General features: G+C 60.4%; 13 protein-coding genes and 1 pseudogene. 7 read left to right on the top strand and 7 right to left on the bottom strand.

Going from position 1 to position 16884, the window contains the following annotated elements; genetic code table 11:
- Positions 1 to 328: 328 nt before the first annotated feature.
- Both B7R24_RS16470 and B7R24_RS16465 read right to left on the bottom strand, forming a co-directional pair.
- On the bottom strand, positions 329 to 1612 hold the full coding sequence (locus B7R24_RS16470) for an IS256 family transposase (RefSeq protein WP_116420092.1): 1284 nt from the start codon (positions 1610 to 1612) through the stop codon (positions 329 to 331).
- Between the two features lie 85 nt (positions 1613 to 1697).
- Positions 1698 to 2735: a PDDEXK nuclease domain-containing protein gene (locus tag B7R24_RS16465; protein WP_116420091.1), complete on the bottom strand. Its 1038-nt coding sequence runs from the start codon at positions 2733 to 2735 to the stop codon at positions 1698 to 1700.
- 809 nt (positions 2736 to 3544) lie between these two features.
- Between B7R24_RS16465 and B7R24_RS16460 the strand changes: the two are divergent.
- The 4 genes and pseudogenes from B7R24_RS16460 to B7R24_RS16445 form a co-directional block, all read left to right on the top strand.
- Positions 3545 to 4240, top strand: a pseudogene (locus B7R24_RS16460) (ATP-binding cassette domain-containing protein); the annotation flags it as partial.
- Positions 4237 to 5319 carry an ABC transporter permease gene (locus B7R24_RS16455; protein ID WP_216363757.1) on the top strand — a complete coding sequence of 361 codons (1083 nt, stop codon included), beginning with the start codon at positions 4237 to 4239 and terminating at the stop codon, positions 5317 to 5319. The pseudogene B7R24_RS16460 and the gene B7R24_RS16455, both read left to right, overlap by 4 nt.
- 66 nt (positions 5320 to 5385) lie before the next feature.
- Complete coding sequence (locus B7R24_RS16450) at positions 5386 to 6390, top strand: substrate-binding domain-containing protein (RefSeq protein WP_116420089.1); 1005 nt, start codon at positions 5386 to 5388, stop codon at positions 6388 to 6390.
- 73 nt (positions 6391 to 6463) lie between these two features.
- Complete coding sequence (locus B7R24_RS16445) at positions 6464 to 8245, top strand: class I mannose-6-phosphate isomerase (protein ID WP_116420088.1); 1782 nt, start codon at positions 6464 to 6466, stop codon at positions 8243 to 8245.
- A gap of 42 nt (positions 8246 to 8287) precedes the next feature.
- Here B7R24_RS16445 and B7R24_RS16440 read toward each other — a convergent pair whose 3' ends face one another.
- Positions 8288 to 9199 (bottom strand): ROK family protein, encoded by a 912-nt coding sequence (locus B7R24_RS16440; protein WP_116420087.1) that lies wholly within the window; start codon positions 9197 to 9199, stop codon positions 8288 to 8290.
- Between the two features lie 142 nt (positions 9200 to 9341).
- Here B7R24_RS16440 and B7R24_RS16435 point away from each other — a divergent pair, with 142 nt between their 5' ends.
- The 3 genes from B7R24_RS16435 to B7R24_RS16425 all read left to right on the top strand — a co-directional run bounded on the left by B7R24_RS16435 (position 9342) and on the right by B7R24_RS16425 (position 12267).
- Positions 9342 to 10340, top strand: coding sequence for a LacI family DNA-binding transcriptional regulator (locus tag B7R24_RS16435; RefSeq protein ID WP_216364033.1), 999 nt, complete (start codon positions 9342 to 9344; stop codon positions 10338 to 10340).
- A 317-nt stretch (positions 10341 to 10657) separates the two neighbouring features.
- Positions 10658 to 11044 carry a site-specific integrase gene (locus B7R24_RS16430; RefSeq protein WP_253259533.1) on the top strand — a complete coding sequence of 129 codons (387 nt, stop codon included), beginning with the start codon at positions 10658 to 10660 and terminating at the stop codon, positions 11042 to 11044.
- 75 nt (positions 11045 to 11119) lie between these two features.
- Positions 11120 to 12267, top strand: a protein-coding gene (locus B7R24_RS16425) for an IS3 family transposase (protein ID WP_116420094.1) whose coding sequence is annotated in 2 segments (ribosomal slippage) — positions 11120 to 11390 and positions 11390 to 12267 — 1149 coding nt in all. Because the reading frame shifts where the segments join, the coding sequence is not laid out codon by codon here.
- Between the two features lie 393 nt (positions 12268 to 12660).
- Here the strand turns inward: B7R24_RS16425 and B7R24_RS16420 are convergent.
- The 4 genes from B7R24_RS16420 to B7R24_RS17395 form a co-directional block, all read right to left on the bottom strand.
- Positions 12661 to 13764: an FtsX-like permease family protein gene (locus B7R24_RS16420; RefSeq protein WP_172582891.1), complete on the bottom strand. Its 1104-nt coding sequence runs from the start codon at positions 13762 to 13764 to the stop codon at positions 12661 to 12663.
- Entirely contained in the window at positions 13761 to 14393 is a 633-nt protein-coding gene (locus tag B7R24_RS16415) for an ABC transporter ATP-binding protein (RefSeq protein WP_116420085.1), read from the bottom strand. The genes B7R24_RS16420 and B7R24_RS16415 overlap by 4 nt, the downstream gene beginning before the upstream one ends.
- Positions 14394 to 14402: 9 nt before the next feature.
- Positions 14403 to 15350, bottom strand: coding sequence for a peptidoglycan-binding domain-containing protein (locus tag B7R24_RS16410; protein ID WP_172582892.1), 948 nt, complete (start codon positions 15348 to 15350; stop codon positions 14403 to 14405).
- Positions 15351 to 15682: 332 nt separating this feature from the next.
- Positions 15683 to 16336, bottom strand: coding sequence for a hypothetical protein (locus B7R24_RS17395; RefSeq protein WP_147304082.1), 654 nt, complete (start codon positions 16334 to 16336; stop codon positions 15683 to 15685).
- Between the last annotated feature and the right edge of the window lie 548 nt (positions 16337 to 16884).

Genomic DNA, 16884 nt, shown 5'->3' with positions numbered 1-16884 from the left:
ATCTCGTTCTGCAAAATGGACAACACAATGCGGAGCTTCTTCTCCGCCGGGATCGTCGGTGGACGACTCATGACTCAGACCTCTCAGCTGGGGCGTTGCATCAGCAACTAACTACCCCTGCCAACTATTCTGACGCGCGACAACGACAAGGAGGACGAGATCATCGCGTTGCGTCCGTCTAACGAGTTACATGCATACTCAATCCGACCGCAGACTACGAGAGACAACGGACAGGTGGTCCTCTCGGCTACAGCGTTCACGCAGTATTACGGCATCGACACCCTGAACGGGTCTGTCAAGAATTCGGTGTAACTAGTGTTGTTGTGGGTTAGCGTCCGACGGTGAGTCGGCCGTTGAAAGTGATGTCGAACGCGTTGAGCGCGGCCTTCCATCGTTGGGTCCAGCGGGCCCGCCCTTGGCCGGTCGGATCCAGGCTCATCACGGCCAGGTAGACACATTTCAGTGCGGCTTGCTCATTGGGGAAATGTCCCCTGGCGCGGACCGCTTTCCGGATCCTGGCGTTCACGGACTCGATCGCGTTGGTCGTGCAGACGATCCGGCGGATCTCGGAATCGAACTGCAGGAACGGGACGAATTCGGCCCACGCGGATTCCCAGAGCCTGACGATCGCGGGATACTTCTTGCCCCACGCCTCGCTGAATTCCAGGAAGCGTTCCTCGGCCGCCTCGACCGTGGCGGCGGTGTAGATCGGTTTCAGGGCTTTGGCGATCTTGTCCCAGTCCTGCCGGGCCGCGTACCGGAAACTGGCGCGGATCAAATGCACCACACACGTTTGGGTGATCGCTTCCGGCCACACCGTCCCGATCGAATCGGGCAGGCCTTTCAGCCCGTCACAGACCACCATGCAGACGTCCTCAACGCCCCTGTTTTTGATCTCGGTGAGGACCTGGAGCCAGTACTTTGCGCCCTCTCCGCCGTCGCCGGCCCAGAGGCCGAGGATGTCCCGGTTGCCCTCGACAGTGACGGCCAAGGCGACGTAGATGGGCCGATTCGCGACTTGGCCGTCGCGGACCTTGACGTGGATACAGTCAACGAAGATCACCGGATAGACCGGGTCCAGCGGCCGGTTTTGCCATTCCGTCATGCCCTCGAGCACCCGATCGGTGATCGTCGAGATCGTCGTCTTGGACACGTCGGCGCCATACACTTCGGCCAGGTGAGCGCTGATATCGCCGTGGGTCAGACCACGAGCCGACAAAGACAACACCATCTCGTCAACGCCCGTCAGGCGCCGCTGATGCTTGCGGACTATCTGCGGCTGGAACGACCCGTTTCGGTCCCGAGGGACCTCGATCGGGACCGGACCAATGTCAGTCAGGACTGTCTTCGTCCTCGACCCGTTCCGAGCATTGGAGGTGGCTTCGACGCGCTCGTGTTTGTCGTAGCCGAGGTGGTCCGTGATCTCACCCTCGAGCGCCGACTCGAGGACCATTTTCGTCAACTGGCCCAACAGGCCGGCCTCGCCCGTCAACGCGACGCCCTGCTCCCGTGCCCGCCCGATGAGCTGGTCTACCAGCCGGCCATCGACCAAGCCGTCATGCTTCACCGTCGCCACGGCCTCGTCCTCCACGTCGATCTTCACGTCAGTCATTCGATTCCTCCTTGCTCAGGAGTTGCACCGAAAATCGTATAGACCCCAGACAGCCCCTCACCCTAGAACATCGGTGGATTCAGGTTTAGTTGGCGTCTGGGTTCCAGTCGAGTGCGGCTGCGATTTGTTCTGCGGTGGGGAGGGCTCGTTGTTCGTCGGCGGGCAGGGTGTCGTAGGTGTAGCTTGCGACGGCCATGGGGGAGCGGGTTTGGCCGAGTGCGTAGCGGACGGTGTGGTTGTTGTGTCCGCCGCAGATGAGGATTCCGACGGTTGGCCGGTGGAAGTCGCGGCGCATTTTGTCGTCGACGACGGCGATGTAGAAGCCGAGCTGGCCGGTGTAGGCGGGTTCGAATTTCCCGGTCTTCAGTTCGATGACGATGTAGCGAAGCTGCTCGGTGTGGAAGAAGAGCAGGTCGACGTAGAAGTCGTCTCCTCCGACTTCGAAGTGCACCTGCCTGCCGACGAACGCAAAACCGGGGCCGAGCTCTCGGAGGGTTTCGACGATTCGGTCCATCAGGGCCTGTTCTAGGTCGCGTTCTGCGACCTCGTCGGTGAGGTCGAGGAAGTCGAAGACGTAGGGGTCTTTCGCGAGCTGTGCGGCGAGGTCTGAGTCTGTGGGTGCGAGCTGTCCGGTGAAGTTTGAGGGTGCGGCTCCAGTTCGTTCCAGGGTGCGGTTCATGATCTGGTTCATGAGGACGTTTCGTGACCAGCCGTGCGTGGCGGCTTTTTCCGCATACCAGTCACGGTCGGCTTGTCGGTCGAGCTTGTCGAGGAGCACCATGATGTGGCCCCACGGTAATAGTCCAGCAGCTTGCTGGACTATTAGCTCACGGTCAGGCCACGCCTGCGCAAAACCCCGCATATAGAACAAATTAGATCTCGAGAACCCTTTCATTGCTGGGAACTCCGCCCGGAGGTCTTCCGCGAGGCGGGCGACGACCTGTGCACCCCACTCCTGATCGTTCTGCCGTTGCAGGATGGTGTCGCCGACACTCCAGTACAAGCTGATCAATTCGGTATTCACGCGTCGCTGCGCCGTGAGCCTGGCTGAACGGACACGCGTCTTCAGATCGTTGAGAACTGCGGCGTAATCGGCGGGCAGCGGTCGGATCTCAGAAGCCATCCGTCCAGACTACTGATCCGGTGAAGTAGTCCAGCAGGCTGCTGGACTACTTCACTCACCACCTCGTGACCCGATTCCAATTCCAATTTCGCGAGCCTCAGTAACCCTGAAGCAGGCAACGGGATTGCGCAACGGCTCGTTATGCAATCGGGTGGTCTCCCTGAGGTGGGGAGTGTCAGGGGTCGCCGAGATCCATCACCGCCGGCCCCGGAGGGCCGGCGACCGCACCGCTCGAACAACCGAGCACGTTCTGCGGGTGGCGGGAAAAGGCGGGCTGGTGGTGCGAGGTCCGCCCCTCGGTGGTGTTATTCAGCATCCGGTGCGGTCACCTCCTCGACGGTTGCCGCGCAGCGGCTCCGCTCAGACAGAACAGTCAACGGCAGCGCCGTTGACTCAGCCAGCAAGGCGAGGTGGACCAGAGGTCTTCGTCTCAGACGACTGAAAGTGCAGCTTTAGTGGCGAAACGCCTCATACGAACACGAACATCAACAAGATTTCGAACCATTGGGCGCGCTCTGCCCATGTTTGGGTCTAATCAGGAGCCCCTTCGTGGACCAAAGAAAGGGTTGTTATCGTTACCAATTTTGTGCGATGATCATGGCCAACGGATCTAAAGGCACATCAAATATTTGCCGGATGGTGTCGAAGATTGTCAGATGCGGCCAAAGGAGGCCTTTTTGGTAGAGCAAACGATCGGCGTTACGCCCGGTTCGGATTCTTATTCGAGTCCGCCGGGATCAGCCGTTCCCGCCCTGGCTGCAGAGAACATCTCCAAGCAGTTTGGGCACGTCACGGCGCTCAGCGGGGTATCGCTGTCGGTTGCGCCGGGTGAGGTGTTGGCGCTGATGGGCGACAACGGCGCCGGCAAGTCGACGCTTGTGAAGATTCTGTCTGGGGTGCAGGCACCGGATGGTGGCACCATCCGGGTCGACGGGGCTGAGGTGGTCATCGGGTCCCCGGTTGCGGCACGAACGCTGGGGATCGAGACGGTCTATCAGGATCTGGCTCTCGCGGATGATCTTTCGGCGCCAGAGAATCTGTTCCTCGGTCGGGAGCACAAGCGACGCGGACTGCTGGGCAGGGCTGGGGTTCTGGACAACAAGAGGATGGAACACGACGCGACTGAGCAGATGCGGCTCCTCGGTGCCCGGATCCCGGATTACAACTCGCCGGTGGGTGTGTTTTCAGGCGGACAGAGGCAGAGCGTCGCTATCGCACGCGCCAGCATCTGGGCAAGCCGGGTGATCATCATGGACGAACCCACCGCGGCTCTTGGCCTCGTGCAGACAGCCCAGGTCGCAGACCTGATCAGGCGAACACGTGACAGCGGTATCGCCGTAATCGTGATCAGCCACAGTGTGCCGTTTGTTTTCGACGTGGCGGATCGGATCGTCGTGATGCGTCTGGGGCGGTCAGCGGCCACCCTCCCGGTCGTTGGTACAACCCACGAGGACATCGTGGCAGCCATCACCGGCGCCACAGTGCCAGGGAAGAAGGAATCGTGAACAACGCAGCACCAGAACAAACACTGGCAAAGACGGCAGAACCCGACGCGGCGACGCCAGCCAACCGGGAATCGCGATCTCTCGGAGCGCGCGCACTCAGCGGTCTGACGAGCAGCTGGGTGTTCCTGGCTCTTATTGCTGTCATCGTCGTGTTCTCAGTATGGGGAGGAGGCACGTTCCTCTCTCTCGACAACTTCCGTGACATTCTCTGGAACTCTTCCACGATCATCCTGCTCGCCGTGGGCACGAGCTACCTCATCATCGGCGGGCAGCTGGACCTCTCTATTGGTGCGGTTCTGGTTTTCAGTTCCGTCGTCGGCGCGAAAGTCATTGTGGCCCTGAGCGGCACTCCCTTGGAGGACGGAAGTTACCCGAACGCGGTACCGGCCATCCTGATAGGTGGTGTGGTCTGTATCGTCGTCGGCGCGGTCTGGGGTTCTATCAACGGAATCCTGGTAACCCGGCTGAAGATCCCCTCGTTCGTTGTCACGCTCGGAACGCTTGGAATGGCTCTCGGGCTCGCGCAGGTCATCGGAATGGGAACAGACGTCGTCGGACTCCCGCCATCGATCGTGCAGCAGGCGCTCGGCACGCAGAACCTTCTGGGAATCAAACTGGTGGTCTGGATCAGCGTCGGAATCGCACTGATCGCTGGTCTGATCCTCGCGTTCACCCGCTTCGGGCGGTACACCTACGCCATCGGCTCCAACTCTGAAGCAGCCCGACGCGGCGGCGTCCACGTCGAACGCCACGTCATCGCACTCTTCATCGGAATGGGCGCGCTTGCCGGACTTGCGGGCTTCCTCGAGTTCGCACGATTCACCACCACCGCGATCAACGGGCACAACAGCGACAACCTGCTCGCGATCGCCGCTGTGATCATCGGTGGAACGAGCCTGTTCGGCGGACGAGGGACGATGTTCGGCGCGGTCGTCGGTGTTCTGATCCCCGTCACGCTCACCAACGGTTTCCAGATCGTTGGCGTGCAGCCCTTCTGGCAGACCGTCCTCATCGGAGCGTTCCTCATCGTTGCCGTCACGTTCGACCAACTCAAACGCAAGCAGCAGCTGCGCGCCTAACACCCGCGACACTGCAGCGATCCAGCTACACCCACATCCACCACAGCTCTTACAAAGGAGAAAAAGTTGTCCACATTCCGTAGGTCCACCACGCGACGCATCCTCATCGCCATCCCAGCCCTCGCCCTCCTCGGAGGATTGGCGGGATGCTCCACTGATGGGGCCACCACCAGTCCCGGGTCTTCCGGAGACAGTGGAAAGAGCCTCACCATCGCCTTTATCCCCGGCTGCACCTGCGACCCCTACTACTCTGCGGAGACGGCAGGATTCGAAGCGGCCGCGAAGGCTGCCGGTGTGACCCCCATCGTCCAAGGGGCGGCAGATTTCCAGGCCTCCACGCAGATCCCCGTGCTGCAGGCGATCGTTCAGAAGAAACCGGACGCCATCGTCATCGATCCCACAGATGCGACCGCCCTTGCGGCTCCGATCGAAGCGGCGATCGCGGCGGGTATCCCTGTGATGACGACCGGTAACAACGTGAATTCGACGAAGATCTTCACCGCGATCGCTGCGAGCTCCATCGAGGGCGGAAAGGCCGGCGCGAAGGTCATCATGGACGCCAACCCCGATGGGGGAGAGGTTCTCTTCGTCCACATTAAGCCCGGAATCAGCTCCCTCGACGACCGGGAGAAGGGATTCCGCGACGCAATGAGCGCCAACCCGAAGTTCACCATCCTCGACACCGTCTACGCCGGACAAGACTCAGCCACCCAAGCCGCGGGCCTCGTGTCACCCGTCATCTCCAGCCACCCCAAACTGGTCGGAATCTTCGCCTCCAACGTCATCACCGCAGGCGGTGTCGCAAACGCCATCTCGTCGGCACAGCTGCAAGGAAAGATCACCACGATCGGATACGACGCCGGACCCCAGGAAGTCACCGACCTCAAATCCGGCGCACTCTCCGCCCTCATCTCACAGAACCCGGCCATGATCGGAACCCTCGCGGTGCAGAACACGGTCAAGTACCTCGACGGCGACACCAGCATCCCGAAGGACCAGCCCCTCGAGCCGTTTGTCATCACCAAAGACAACCTCGACTCCGCCGACGCCCAATCTGCTCTGTACAAATAACAACGCCGCCGCAACTCCTCCGACATACCGCGGCCGTTTCACCGTCAGGGCTCCGCCCGAGTAAGGACCAAACATGCCCACCCAACGCACCAACTACGACAAAGCACCCGTCATCACGGTGCCGGGGACGCATCACTCCTGGACGGGAGCCTCAGCGTGGCAAGAAATCGCACGCCACGCTGAGGCTCAGAGCTCCCTCTCGCATCGAAACAGTACGTTGATTCTGGTCGACACCTACCCTGGTGTTGACTTCCCCGCTTTGAAAGCATCGATCGGACGCTCCCTCCCCAGCTACGAGATCGTCGACCTCGAGGAGTTAGCCGCCCTTCCTATCGAACAGATCGACGCTCTGATCGCCGGCAATCTCACCGACGATCGGGTATTCGGTGTGCTCAGCCATCACAATCTCACCCAGTTCTACGACCCGCAACGTCTAAAGCGTGAAAGTGACCGGTTGAACACGAACCAACAGGCGACGATTGTCGTCGGATGGGGCGCCGGTCTTCTTGCCCGGGAAGACGCCACCCTTGTGCTTGCGGACATGGCGCGGTGGGAGATCCAGCAACGATACCGGCGGGGGGCTCCGAACTGGCGCTCCGACAACGGGGCCGAAGACAACCTCCGGAAAGTGAAGAGAGGATACTTCGTTGAGTGGCGGGTCGCGGACAGGCACAAGCGTTCCCTCTTCCCGTCGATCGACTACGTTCTCGACACCAACAGCTCGCCGAGCGACGGAACGCTCATCACCGCGGAGGCCTTCCGTGCTGGGATGGCTGCGGCCGTGGCGGCACCGTTCCGGGTCGTACCGTTCTTTGACCCCGGAGTCTGGGGCGGCCAGTGGATGAAAGACGTCGTCGGCCTGGACCCTGCCGCCGTGAACTACGCCTGGGGCTTTGACTGCGTGCCGGAGGAGAACAGCATCCTGTTGCAGGTCGGAACGGCAGTGGTGGAACTGCCCGCTATCGATGTCGTATTCACGCACCCGCGGGAGTTGCTTGGCGAACTCACCTTCGCGCGCTTCGGCGCGGAATTCCCGATCCGCTTCGACTTTCTCGACACCATGGACGGCGACAACCTCTCCCTCCAAGTCCACCCCGTGACCGACTACATCCGAGACAATTTCGGAATGCAGTACACGCAGGACGAAAGTTACTACCTCCTCGACGCCGAAGAAGACGCGGTTGTCTACCTGGGGCTGAAAACCGGAATCGATCCGGAGGAGATGCTGTCTGCTCTGCAGAGAGGGGCGGAGGGCTCGGAGTCTGTTCCGGTCGAGCAGTTCGTGAATACCTTTCCCGCGAGAAAACACGACCACTTCAGCATCCCTGCCGGCACGGTTCACGCATCCGGAGCAGGCTCCATGGTGCTGGAGATATCCGCGACCCCGTACCTGTTCACTTTCAAGATGTGGGATTGGGACCGCGTTGGCCTCGACGGCGTTCCCAGGCCCATCCATCTCGAACACGCTGCTGCGAACATCCAGTGGTCAAGAGACACGGAGTGGACTACCAGGAACCTCGTCGGGCAGGTGGAGACCATCGCTGAGGGGCCGGGCTGGGTGGAGGAGAAGACGGGCCTTCATGAGTTCGAGTTCATCGAAGTTCGGCGGCACTGGTTCACCGAAGCTGTGGAGTGCACGACGAACGGCACCGTCAATGTGCTCAATCTGGTGGAAGGCGACGAAGCGATCGTGCAGAGCCCCGACGGGTCCTTCCCGCCTTTCGTCGTTCATTACGCAGAGACATTCATCATCCCTGCAGCCGTCGGACGCTACACCCTCGCTCCGCACGGCACCAGTGTCGGCCATCGCGTCGGCACCGTCACCGCCTCGGTCCGGGGAACTCAACGAGTCTGAAGACTCCTGACCGTACCGTCCTCAACATCCCGGAGGGTGCGGTCAGATCGAGGTCTCCTGCATCCACCTGGCAGCACCGACCAGCGGAGCATCCGTGGGCCGCTCCGCTGGGACGATCGGCAAATAAGCAAGCCTCGGGCAGATTCCTGACATGCCGAGCCGGATGTTCGGCTCGGCGATGTCCCAGGACGCTGCCATTGATCCGCCAATCACGAGAACGCCGGCATCGAACATCGCAATACTGTCTGCCAAGGCGGCGCCCAAACCTATAAACGCTCGTCTCAGCACGGCTACCGCGACGCGGTCGCCGGCGCGGCTCCGCTCTGCGATCTCTCGAACATCAGGCATCACCGAGAACGTGGACGTCGTCGACAACGAATACGCGGACCGTATCGCACGCCGCGAGAACGTCTCCTCGAGGGGGCGGCCGTCATACAGGATCCGGTGCGCGCTTCCCTCGAGCGGAACACCAGCCCCGGTCGTCACGGGGTGTCCGTCCTCAAGGTAGGCCGAACCGACACCCGTGCCCAGGGTCACGAAAACGGCCCGGTCGTGACCGCGCGCTGCGCCGATTGCATACTCGCCGACTCCGAAGGCAACAGCATCGTTCACGAACGTCACGGCTGACGGCCGAGGATCGATCCGATCGCGGAGGCCCTGGCGCAGATCGACACCGAAAAGGTCGTCGAATTTTCCGACCCCGCGGAAGCGGCCGACGCCTGATACATAGTCGAACGGTCCAGGAATCGCGACCACCCACGTATCCGCATGACCAGACGGCATCCGGTTCGCGACCGCCGCGAGCTCGGAGAGCAGACTCTCCGCCGAACCGGCTGCATCGATGTGAGCCCGCACGACATGCTCGGGTGCCACGGTCCAGGTCGACGGGTCAACAAGAGCCGCCGTGGCATGCGTGCCCCCGATCTCGAGCACTGGAACGAGCTGAGCTCCCATGAACGACTCCTCAGGTTTGTGATAACGATAACAACACCGTAGTGCCTCATAGTGGTACGTGAGAGTTGTACCGCAAGGGTCCGGCCTGACAGAGTGAGGACAGACGGTGGGTGACGCAGAGCCGAGAACGGCTGGCGGTCGGGTGACCGTGAAAGAAGTCGCCGACTACGCCGGCGTGAGCGCGATGACTGTCTCGAGAACCTTGTCCGGCGGTAAGAACGTTCGCGCGGACGTACAGCGCCGTGTGATGGATGCCGTATCCGCGCTCGGATACCACCGCAATGAGAACGCGCGGAGCATGCGACCCGGCCACACTTCAGGTCTCATCGGGGTTGCGATCACCAACCTCGGAAACCCCTACTACGGCGGGTTCGCACTGGGTGTAGAAGAAGTCGCCGCCACGTACGGACGGCGCATCCTGCTCGGGAACACCGGCGAGGTGCTTGCTCGTGAAACCCAGCTGATCTCAGACTTTGTCGGCCGGCAGGTCGAAGGGCTCATTGTCGTTCCCACCGGAGGAGCGGGAGAGCACCTGCAACCCCGCGCCCTCGGACACATTCCCCTCGTCCTCGCGGCCCGATCCATCCCGGGCGTATCTGCAGACACGGTGCTGCTCGATGACACGAGCGGTGCATACGAGGGCACCAAGCGCATTCTGCAGGCCGGTCACCGGCGCGTTGCTTTCCTCGGCAACAGCGTCTCGGTCTCCACCGCCACACGCCGGTTTGAGGGGTTCTGCCAGGCACTAGCCGAATTCGGTCTCGCCCCTGACCCAGACCTCGTGCTGCGGGGGCAGCAAGACGTGCCGGCTGCCCGGCGCGCGATGGAGCAGATCCTCCAGCACTCGGCGCCACCCACCGCCGTGTTCAGTGCCAACAACCGAAACACGATCGGCGCGCTCGAAGCCATTAGTGCCGCCCGGGACGCAGGTTCCGTCACGACGCCACCGACTCTCATCGCCTTCGATGATGTCGAGCTCGCAAACCAGATGAACGTTCCCATCCTCACCATCTCCCATGACCCCAAAGCACTCGGCGCTGAAGCAGCCCGGATGCTGTTCTCCCGACTCGACGGAGACTTCACCTCATCCGAGGCTCGCATCTTCAACCTGGCTGTCTCCGTCGGCAACATTCGCAGCTAAGCAAGGTCACAAATACAGCACACATACCTGAGGTATAAACGCGCTGATAACCTCCCTTATGTCAACAAATAGACGACATCCTCGCATTGGATGCGAACTGGCCGGTAGGTGGGACCTCCCCTATGTGGCTTCGAATTAGGGCAGTGCGGGTGGGAGCGATTGACATTCCGCGAGGGTGGTCCCGCGCTGGATAGCTTCGATAATGGCCATCTGATCAGGTTTTCTATTTGGGATTTGACGCTTGTTCGCATAATATGCGAACGTTTGATTCAGTTGTGCCAGGGGCCGTTCCGAGCCACTTGCGTGCCAGTCTTCCGGTGCTGAACACGGAAGAAATCGTGTGGGTGGCGATGCTGGATGGGTGGGCCGCGCAGCAGGCCTCCCGTAACCTCGCCGGTTCGACGATCGATAAGCGCCGCTCGGTTGCCGTCCGGTTCCAGCTGTTCGCTGAGTGCTATCCGTGGTCGTGGTCTGCGTCGATGGTTGACGAGTTCTTCCTCGAGCTCCGCGCTCTGAGGGGTGCATCGCATTCGACGGTTCTGGGGTATCAAAACGCGCTGCGAATGTTTCTGCAGTTCCTTACGGACCCGGCTTACGGCTGGAGCGAGCAGTGCTGGGAACGCTTCGGTGACCACCCGGCACAGGTCTTCCACGAGTGGAACACCGCACGTCATTCGCAGGCAGCGATGGGCGAGCTGGGCTGACCCCATGTTTTCGGTCCGGTCGTTGTGAGAGTCGTTTTGTTGCCCGAGTCCTCGGGCGGGAAGACTGGTCAGATCATGACGAACAGCAAGAAGCGGCATACCCCGGAGCAGGTGGTTCGTAAGCTCGGGCAGGCCGACAGGATGCTCGCCGACGGGGGCGACGTTGCATCGGTGTGTCGTGAGCTCGGTGTCAGCGAGCAGACGTACTACCGGTGGCGGAGCCAGTACGGCGGCCTTAAGGCTGAAGACGCGAAGCGCCTCAAGGAGCTGGTGAAGCAGAACGCGACGCTGAAGCGACTGCTCGCCGAGGCGGAGCTGGCGAAGGCTGCGCTGAAGGAGTTGGCTGAGGGAAACTTCTAGGCCCGGGCAGGCGCCGCGCCGCGATCGCTCACCTGATCAGGACACTGATGGTGAGTGAGCGGATGGCGTGCCGGCTGGCCGGGCTGAGCAGATCTGCATACCGTCGCCCGCTGCAGGGCGACACGACGGCGGATCCGGACTCTGCGTTGCGGGACTGGCTTCGCGCGTATGCGAAGAAGCACCCGAGGTGGGGATACCGTCGCGCGTACTACGATGCCTGCGGTGAGGGCTGGACCGTCAACCACAAGAAGATCCAGCGTCTCTGGCGCGACGAGGGCCTCCGTGTTCCGCAACGCCGGCGTCGCAAACGCGTCGGTTCCTCGACCGTCGAAGCGCCGGCCGCGACCGAGCCGAACATGGTCTGGGCGGTCGATTTCCAGTTCGACGCCGACGAACAGGGCCGGGCGATCAAGATCTGCTCGATTATCGATGAACACACCCGCGAATGCGTCGGTGGGCTCGTGGAGCGCTCGATCAGCGCAGACCGGCTCACCGGTCACCTCGAGGACCTCGTCGCGGCTCGCGGCGCGCCCGCAGTGCTCCGCTCGGAAAACGGACCGGAGTTCATCAGTGACGCGATCGCGGACTGGGCTGGCACTCGCACCGGACTGTTCTACATCCAGCCCGGCACGCCATGGAACAACGGGTACATCGAATCGTTCAACAGCCGCCTCCGGGACGAGTGCTTGAATATCAATAGCTTCTACTCGCTCCTACACGCCCGCGTCGTGATCACTGACTGGAAAACGGAATACAACCACGACCGGCCGCACTCATCGCTGGGCTACCTCACGCCCGCCGAGTACGCTCGGCAACGCACCAACCAAATGGAAAACGACGACATCCACAACGACTGGACCTAACAACGGGGGCGGCCCAGGGTTCTGCCAGTACTGGAAGAAGTTCTGGCAGCCGAGCACCACCTGTACCTGCCCAGACCCTCCGTTGCACATTGCCGCGCCACCGTTAGCCACAAAGGCCGAGGTACACGAGGAAGGATATGCTTGCGCCGACTCGGCCGTCACGAGGCCCCCTCCAACTACGCCGACCATCACTACGGCGGCGGCGGCCGCTTTTAAGATCCACATTTTCATTACTGCATCCCCTCACCCGGTGAGCCACGGTGGTTCACTCATCTGCATTCAAGCGGTCTGGCCGACCTCACCGTGTCCGGTGTTGTCCGGATTCCGTCTTCTTGGACGGTTGGCAATGTGAGCCACGCTGCGCCAGTAACCATACCTAGCGGCTGGTCCTGATCACGGGACCCGTAGTTCCTTGAGTGGATCTCTTCGGGAGGCGGCTACTGCTGGGAGCAATGCTGCGACGATGCCGACCGCTACGGCGAGTATGGCTAAAGCGAGCAAGAACGAAAAACTGGGTAAGGGGTCGTTAGTTATACGAAGACTGATGATTGAGAGACCGGTGCCCAGGAGGGTCCCGATCACGCTCAGAATTGCCATCTGCATCAGCAGAAGCAGAATGATCAGTCCGCGAGTAGCACCGAGCGCGCGCCGACGTCCAAAGTCTTTACGGCGCAACATGACGAGTCCGTAAAGGATGGCAGCCACAAGTACAGCGGTGAGAGCAAATATCACGAGGACTAGATTGTTTCCGAAGCTACCAAGTTGACCTTGTACCAGGGAGCGCAAAGTTGCGAGTTCTTCGCTGGTGGTGATCGTAACCTTCGTGGGGTCATCAACCGCCAGTATGGATTGGACCGCTTGAGTGACAGGAGCGACTAGATCTGGCCGGCTTGCTATGACCACAAGCACACTGACTTCTTGATCTACATGGGTGTCCGGCGATTCAGGGATTACGACTAGCGGCTCGAGCATTGTTAGGTAGTCCGGAGTGCGAAGAACACCTACCACTGGGTAGTTAGTGCCTGCTGTGGAGGCGATACCGCCAAATTTGTCAGGCATCCCTAGTTGGGTCAGCGCTAGGGGAGATGCCCACGCCGTGCCGTTTGGAAGGGCTGGGTCTGGGGTTATGCCTAGCGAACTGAGATTCGCTCCCCATGCAAGTCGAACGGGCACTTTGGTCCCGTCAGGGATAGAGACGTTTGTGAAGTCAACCGCAGTGCTGAAGGCGCCGGCCCATTCGATGCCATCAACAGTTGCTATGCGATTTAGCACGTCAGCTTTTAGTCCGGCGCCGGGTTCGGCGTGGATCACAATGGAACGCGTTCCCGCCGAATCAATTGAGCCGATTACTGTTTGCTCAGCGCCGACCGTTCGTCCAGTGGTGAGCAGCACCGTGGCGCACATCCCGGCGACCATAACAATGCTGACGACGGACGCCACTGGCTGTGCCAGAGCGGTGAATAGGGACTCGCGCAGTAGTGCAAACGCCCGTTTCACAGTTCAATTTTTCTGTGGCATCGCACAACAAGTGCAGGATCATGTGTTACGACGATGACCGTAGCGCCGGACGCTGCCTGCGTATGAAACGCTTTCACCACGATATCCGCGGACGCAGGGTCAAGGTTGCCCGTTGGCTCGTCGGCTAAGAGAATGCGGGGGTTGTTCAGTAAGGCGCGGCACAGCGCGATACGTTGCGCCTGACCTCCGGACACTTGTCCTGGCTTAGCGTTAGCCCGAAGCCCGACCCCAAACTGATCCATCAGCTCACGCGCACGTCGAGCTGCTGTTTCGCGGGGTTCTCCACGGTATAGGGCGGTTTCGATTATGTTGTCGAGGACGGTGCGGGTAGCGTCTAAAGCCGCGTCTTGGAAGACGAAACCGAAAGTGCTGGCACGAATGTGCGCGCGATTGCGGTCGTTTAGGCCTGAGACATCTTCGCCGGATACAAGCACAGTTCCGGAGTGAGGTTTCAGCATCAGCCCGAGAAGGTAGAGGAGCGTCGATTTACCGCGACCCGACGGGCCAGTGACCGCTACGACTTCTCCTGCCGCAAAAGAAGCATCCCACCGGTCGATAAGAAGTTGGGTCGAGCTGTAGCCAAAGCTGATGTTTTTGGCCTCAATCAATGACGTGCCTCATTTTGCGGGCACGCGAACGTGCGTTCCCTGCGCAGCTCCTTGAATCACAGATATGCCTCGGGCGCTTGTAGTGACAGTCACGGAGTGTTCCACGCCGTCCTCGTCTGTAACGGCCAAAGTCCCGTCGGCCTTGCTGAAGAGTGCCGCGCTAGGGACCGTCAGGCCTTTCACGTTTTCGACTGTTATTACCTGGGCTCTTAGTAAGGCCTGGTCGGAAACAGGTACTGATTTACAGTCATCGCCACAGATGGGCTTTCCCTCTGCACCAGTGAGGGTCAAGGTGACGCTGTCGTCTGTTGTGCTGGGAAGCTGCTCGGCAATGAACCCTTGCCACGTCTGTCCCTCCGGTCCGGTGATCTCGACCCTTCCCCCGATGGAGATCAGACCGGCTTGGGTTGAAGTGACCGGCACGGTAAATGTAGGCGTCGGAGGTAATCCAAGGACAACGTCTTCGCCGCCCCCTAGGACCGCCCCTCGTTTCACCTTGGTGGCATCTAGCGATATTCGGGTGGGTAATGAAGGGACGTAGATGATGTCGCCAGCCTGAACAACGCCATCAGCTTTCACCCCCAAACTTTTCTGCCAGGCAATAACAGCTCGTTGGGTTGCGCCGCTGAAGGACCCGTCAGCTTTGCTGCTATAAAACCCCAAGGTTGTTAGCAAGGTTTGTAATTGAGAAACATCGGCGCCAGAGGATCCCTGGGAAAGGGACTCGAACGAGGGCACGCTTCCCTGCGCGATCACTACGGGACGAAGATTGACTGTGTAGAGTATCGAGCCAGCGGTGACTTCCTGGCCGGCTTCGATGTCGACAGTAGTTACTGTTCCAGTGGCAATGTTGGACCCTACCGGCGCCGGTGCCCAAGCAGCGACCGCGCTTAGTGAAATCGAAGATCCGACCTCGCCGTCAACAACTTCTACGTATGTGAAGGGAGTCGAATCCAATACTTCAGTTGCCGGGGTCAATACGAAGGCAGCTGCCCACCCCACGCATGCACCAGCTGCTAGTACGGCAATAATGCCAATCGCCCACGGAACGACCCGTCGCCGGCGAGTCGCAAGTAAGGGTGCCATCGTGGTGCCCTTCTCTACCAAATTAAGACTCGTGCCGTCTTCGAAGTTCTAGTATGACGATCTTCTCGCGCCGATGGATGCCGGTACGCCACTCAGATCTCCCGGGCCGGTGCTGCCTAGACGGTAGCTCCCTGCCCAGGAAGTTCGGGTAGAAAACTTGTGCAACTCATCTGGCACGCACGCTGCCGCCGACGCGGCAGCGGTTAGTTGCCGTAGACCGAATCGGGAGTCTGAGGGCAAGAAGAGTACACGCGTTTCAGATCGCCTTCAGCTATCGCGAGATCGCTGAATGGAGTCCATTCTCCGTTGCTCTGAACGAAGACGGTTTCACTTGGTGGCTTAGTGCTGGAACCGTATCCTTGGTCTTTCAGGCACTGGAGAAGTTGGCCTGTCCGATATGCATAGAGCACTTCGAGACTCTTGGTCGAAAGCGGCAAACTGTATTTCTGTTGGGTGGGGTACTGCATCTCGCAGGTGTAGACGGCGAGATTCAGCGATTGTTTCAGCCCGGCGTCTGATAGTTGGGGGTACGCGATGCCCTGGCCGTCTGGCGTCTCGGTGACATCGAAGCCCGCGTCTTGGAGACATGAGATTTGGGTTGCAGCCCATTCATTCAGGGCGATGAGTCGGATGGGTTGAATGCTTGGAGGGTCTGCAATACCAAGTTGATCCGCAAAAGCCGCAGCGTTCGCTTTGAGGTAGTCGAGCGTGGCAGCGTCGAGATCGCCTTGAGCTATCGGTGTCGAAGACGCGGGCGCATTTGGGGAAGAGCTGGAAGAGTTGGTGTCAGAGCATGCTGTGGTGGTGAGCAAAAGAGAGCTCACCACCACAGACAGCAAAATGGTTCTAGCCTGCATTACGAATGGCAGACCGCTGTCGCGTAAGTGATGTTTCCGCCTACGCCCGTAAGGTAGACCCGATAATTTCCCGCCTTAACATTTGTCGGCGAAAAGTGACTCTGAGAGGTAGAGCCGTTGCTCCACGAACCGAGCACATTTCCGTCCAGCATGTGGTTGACGTGACCGGTCGCTGTTGACTGCACTTGCAAGTAAGGAACCGGGGCGGAGCCGCACGCCTTGTAGACGTTGCCGGTGTCCGCGGTCGCAGAGGCGGAGATGGCTGGCGTCACTGCCAGTCCGACTGCCACTACTGCAGCAATAACGACATTTCTCTTCCCAAAAATTTTCATGCGAACCCCCTGCGATTTATTCCGACGCTAGATCGTCGATATAGAGGAAAGTTATCTCTCAGCCGTTGGGTATTCAAGTCCGCCTTAAGCCTCGATCCACCGACGTTCTTGGGTGTGAGGGGGTCCGCGGTGTTGTCGGGCTGACTGAGGCGCTGGCTGGTGTTGCGCGCGGCGGAGCCGCGAGCCTCGCTGCCCGTGGTGTTCCACTTGGTCATC

The sequence above is a fragment of the Subtercola boreus genome, assembly GCF_003399645.1.
GTDB classification, from domain to species: domain Bacteria; phylum Actinomycetota; class Actinomycetes; order Actinomycetales; family Microbacteriaceae; genus Subtercola; species Subtercola boreus_A.
The sequence above is the reverse complement of the archived record's forward strand: the minus strand, read 5'-3'. Positions and strand labels throughout refer to the sequence as shown.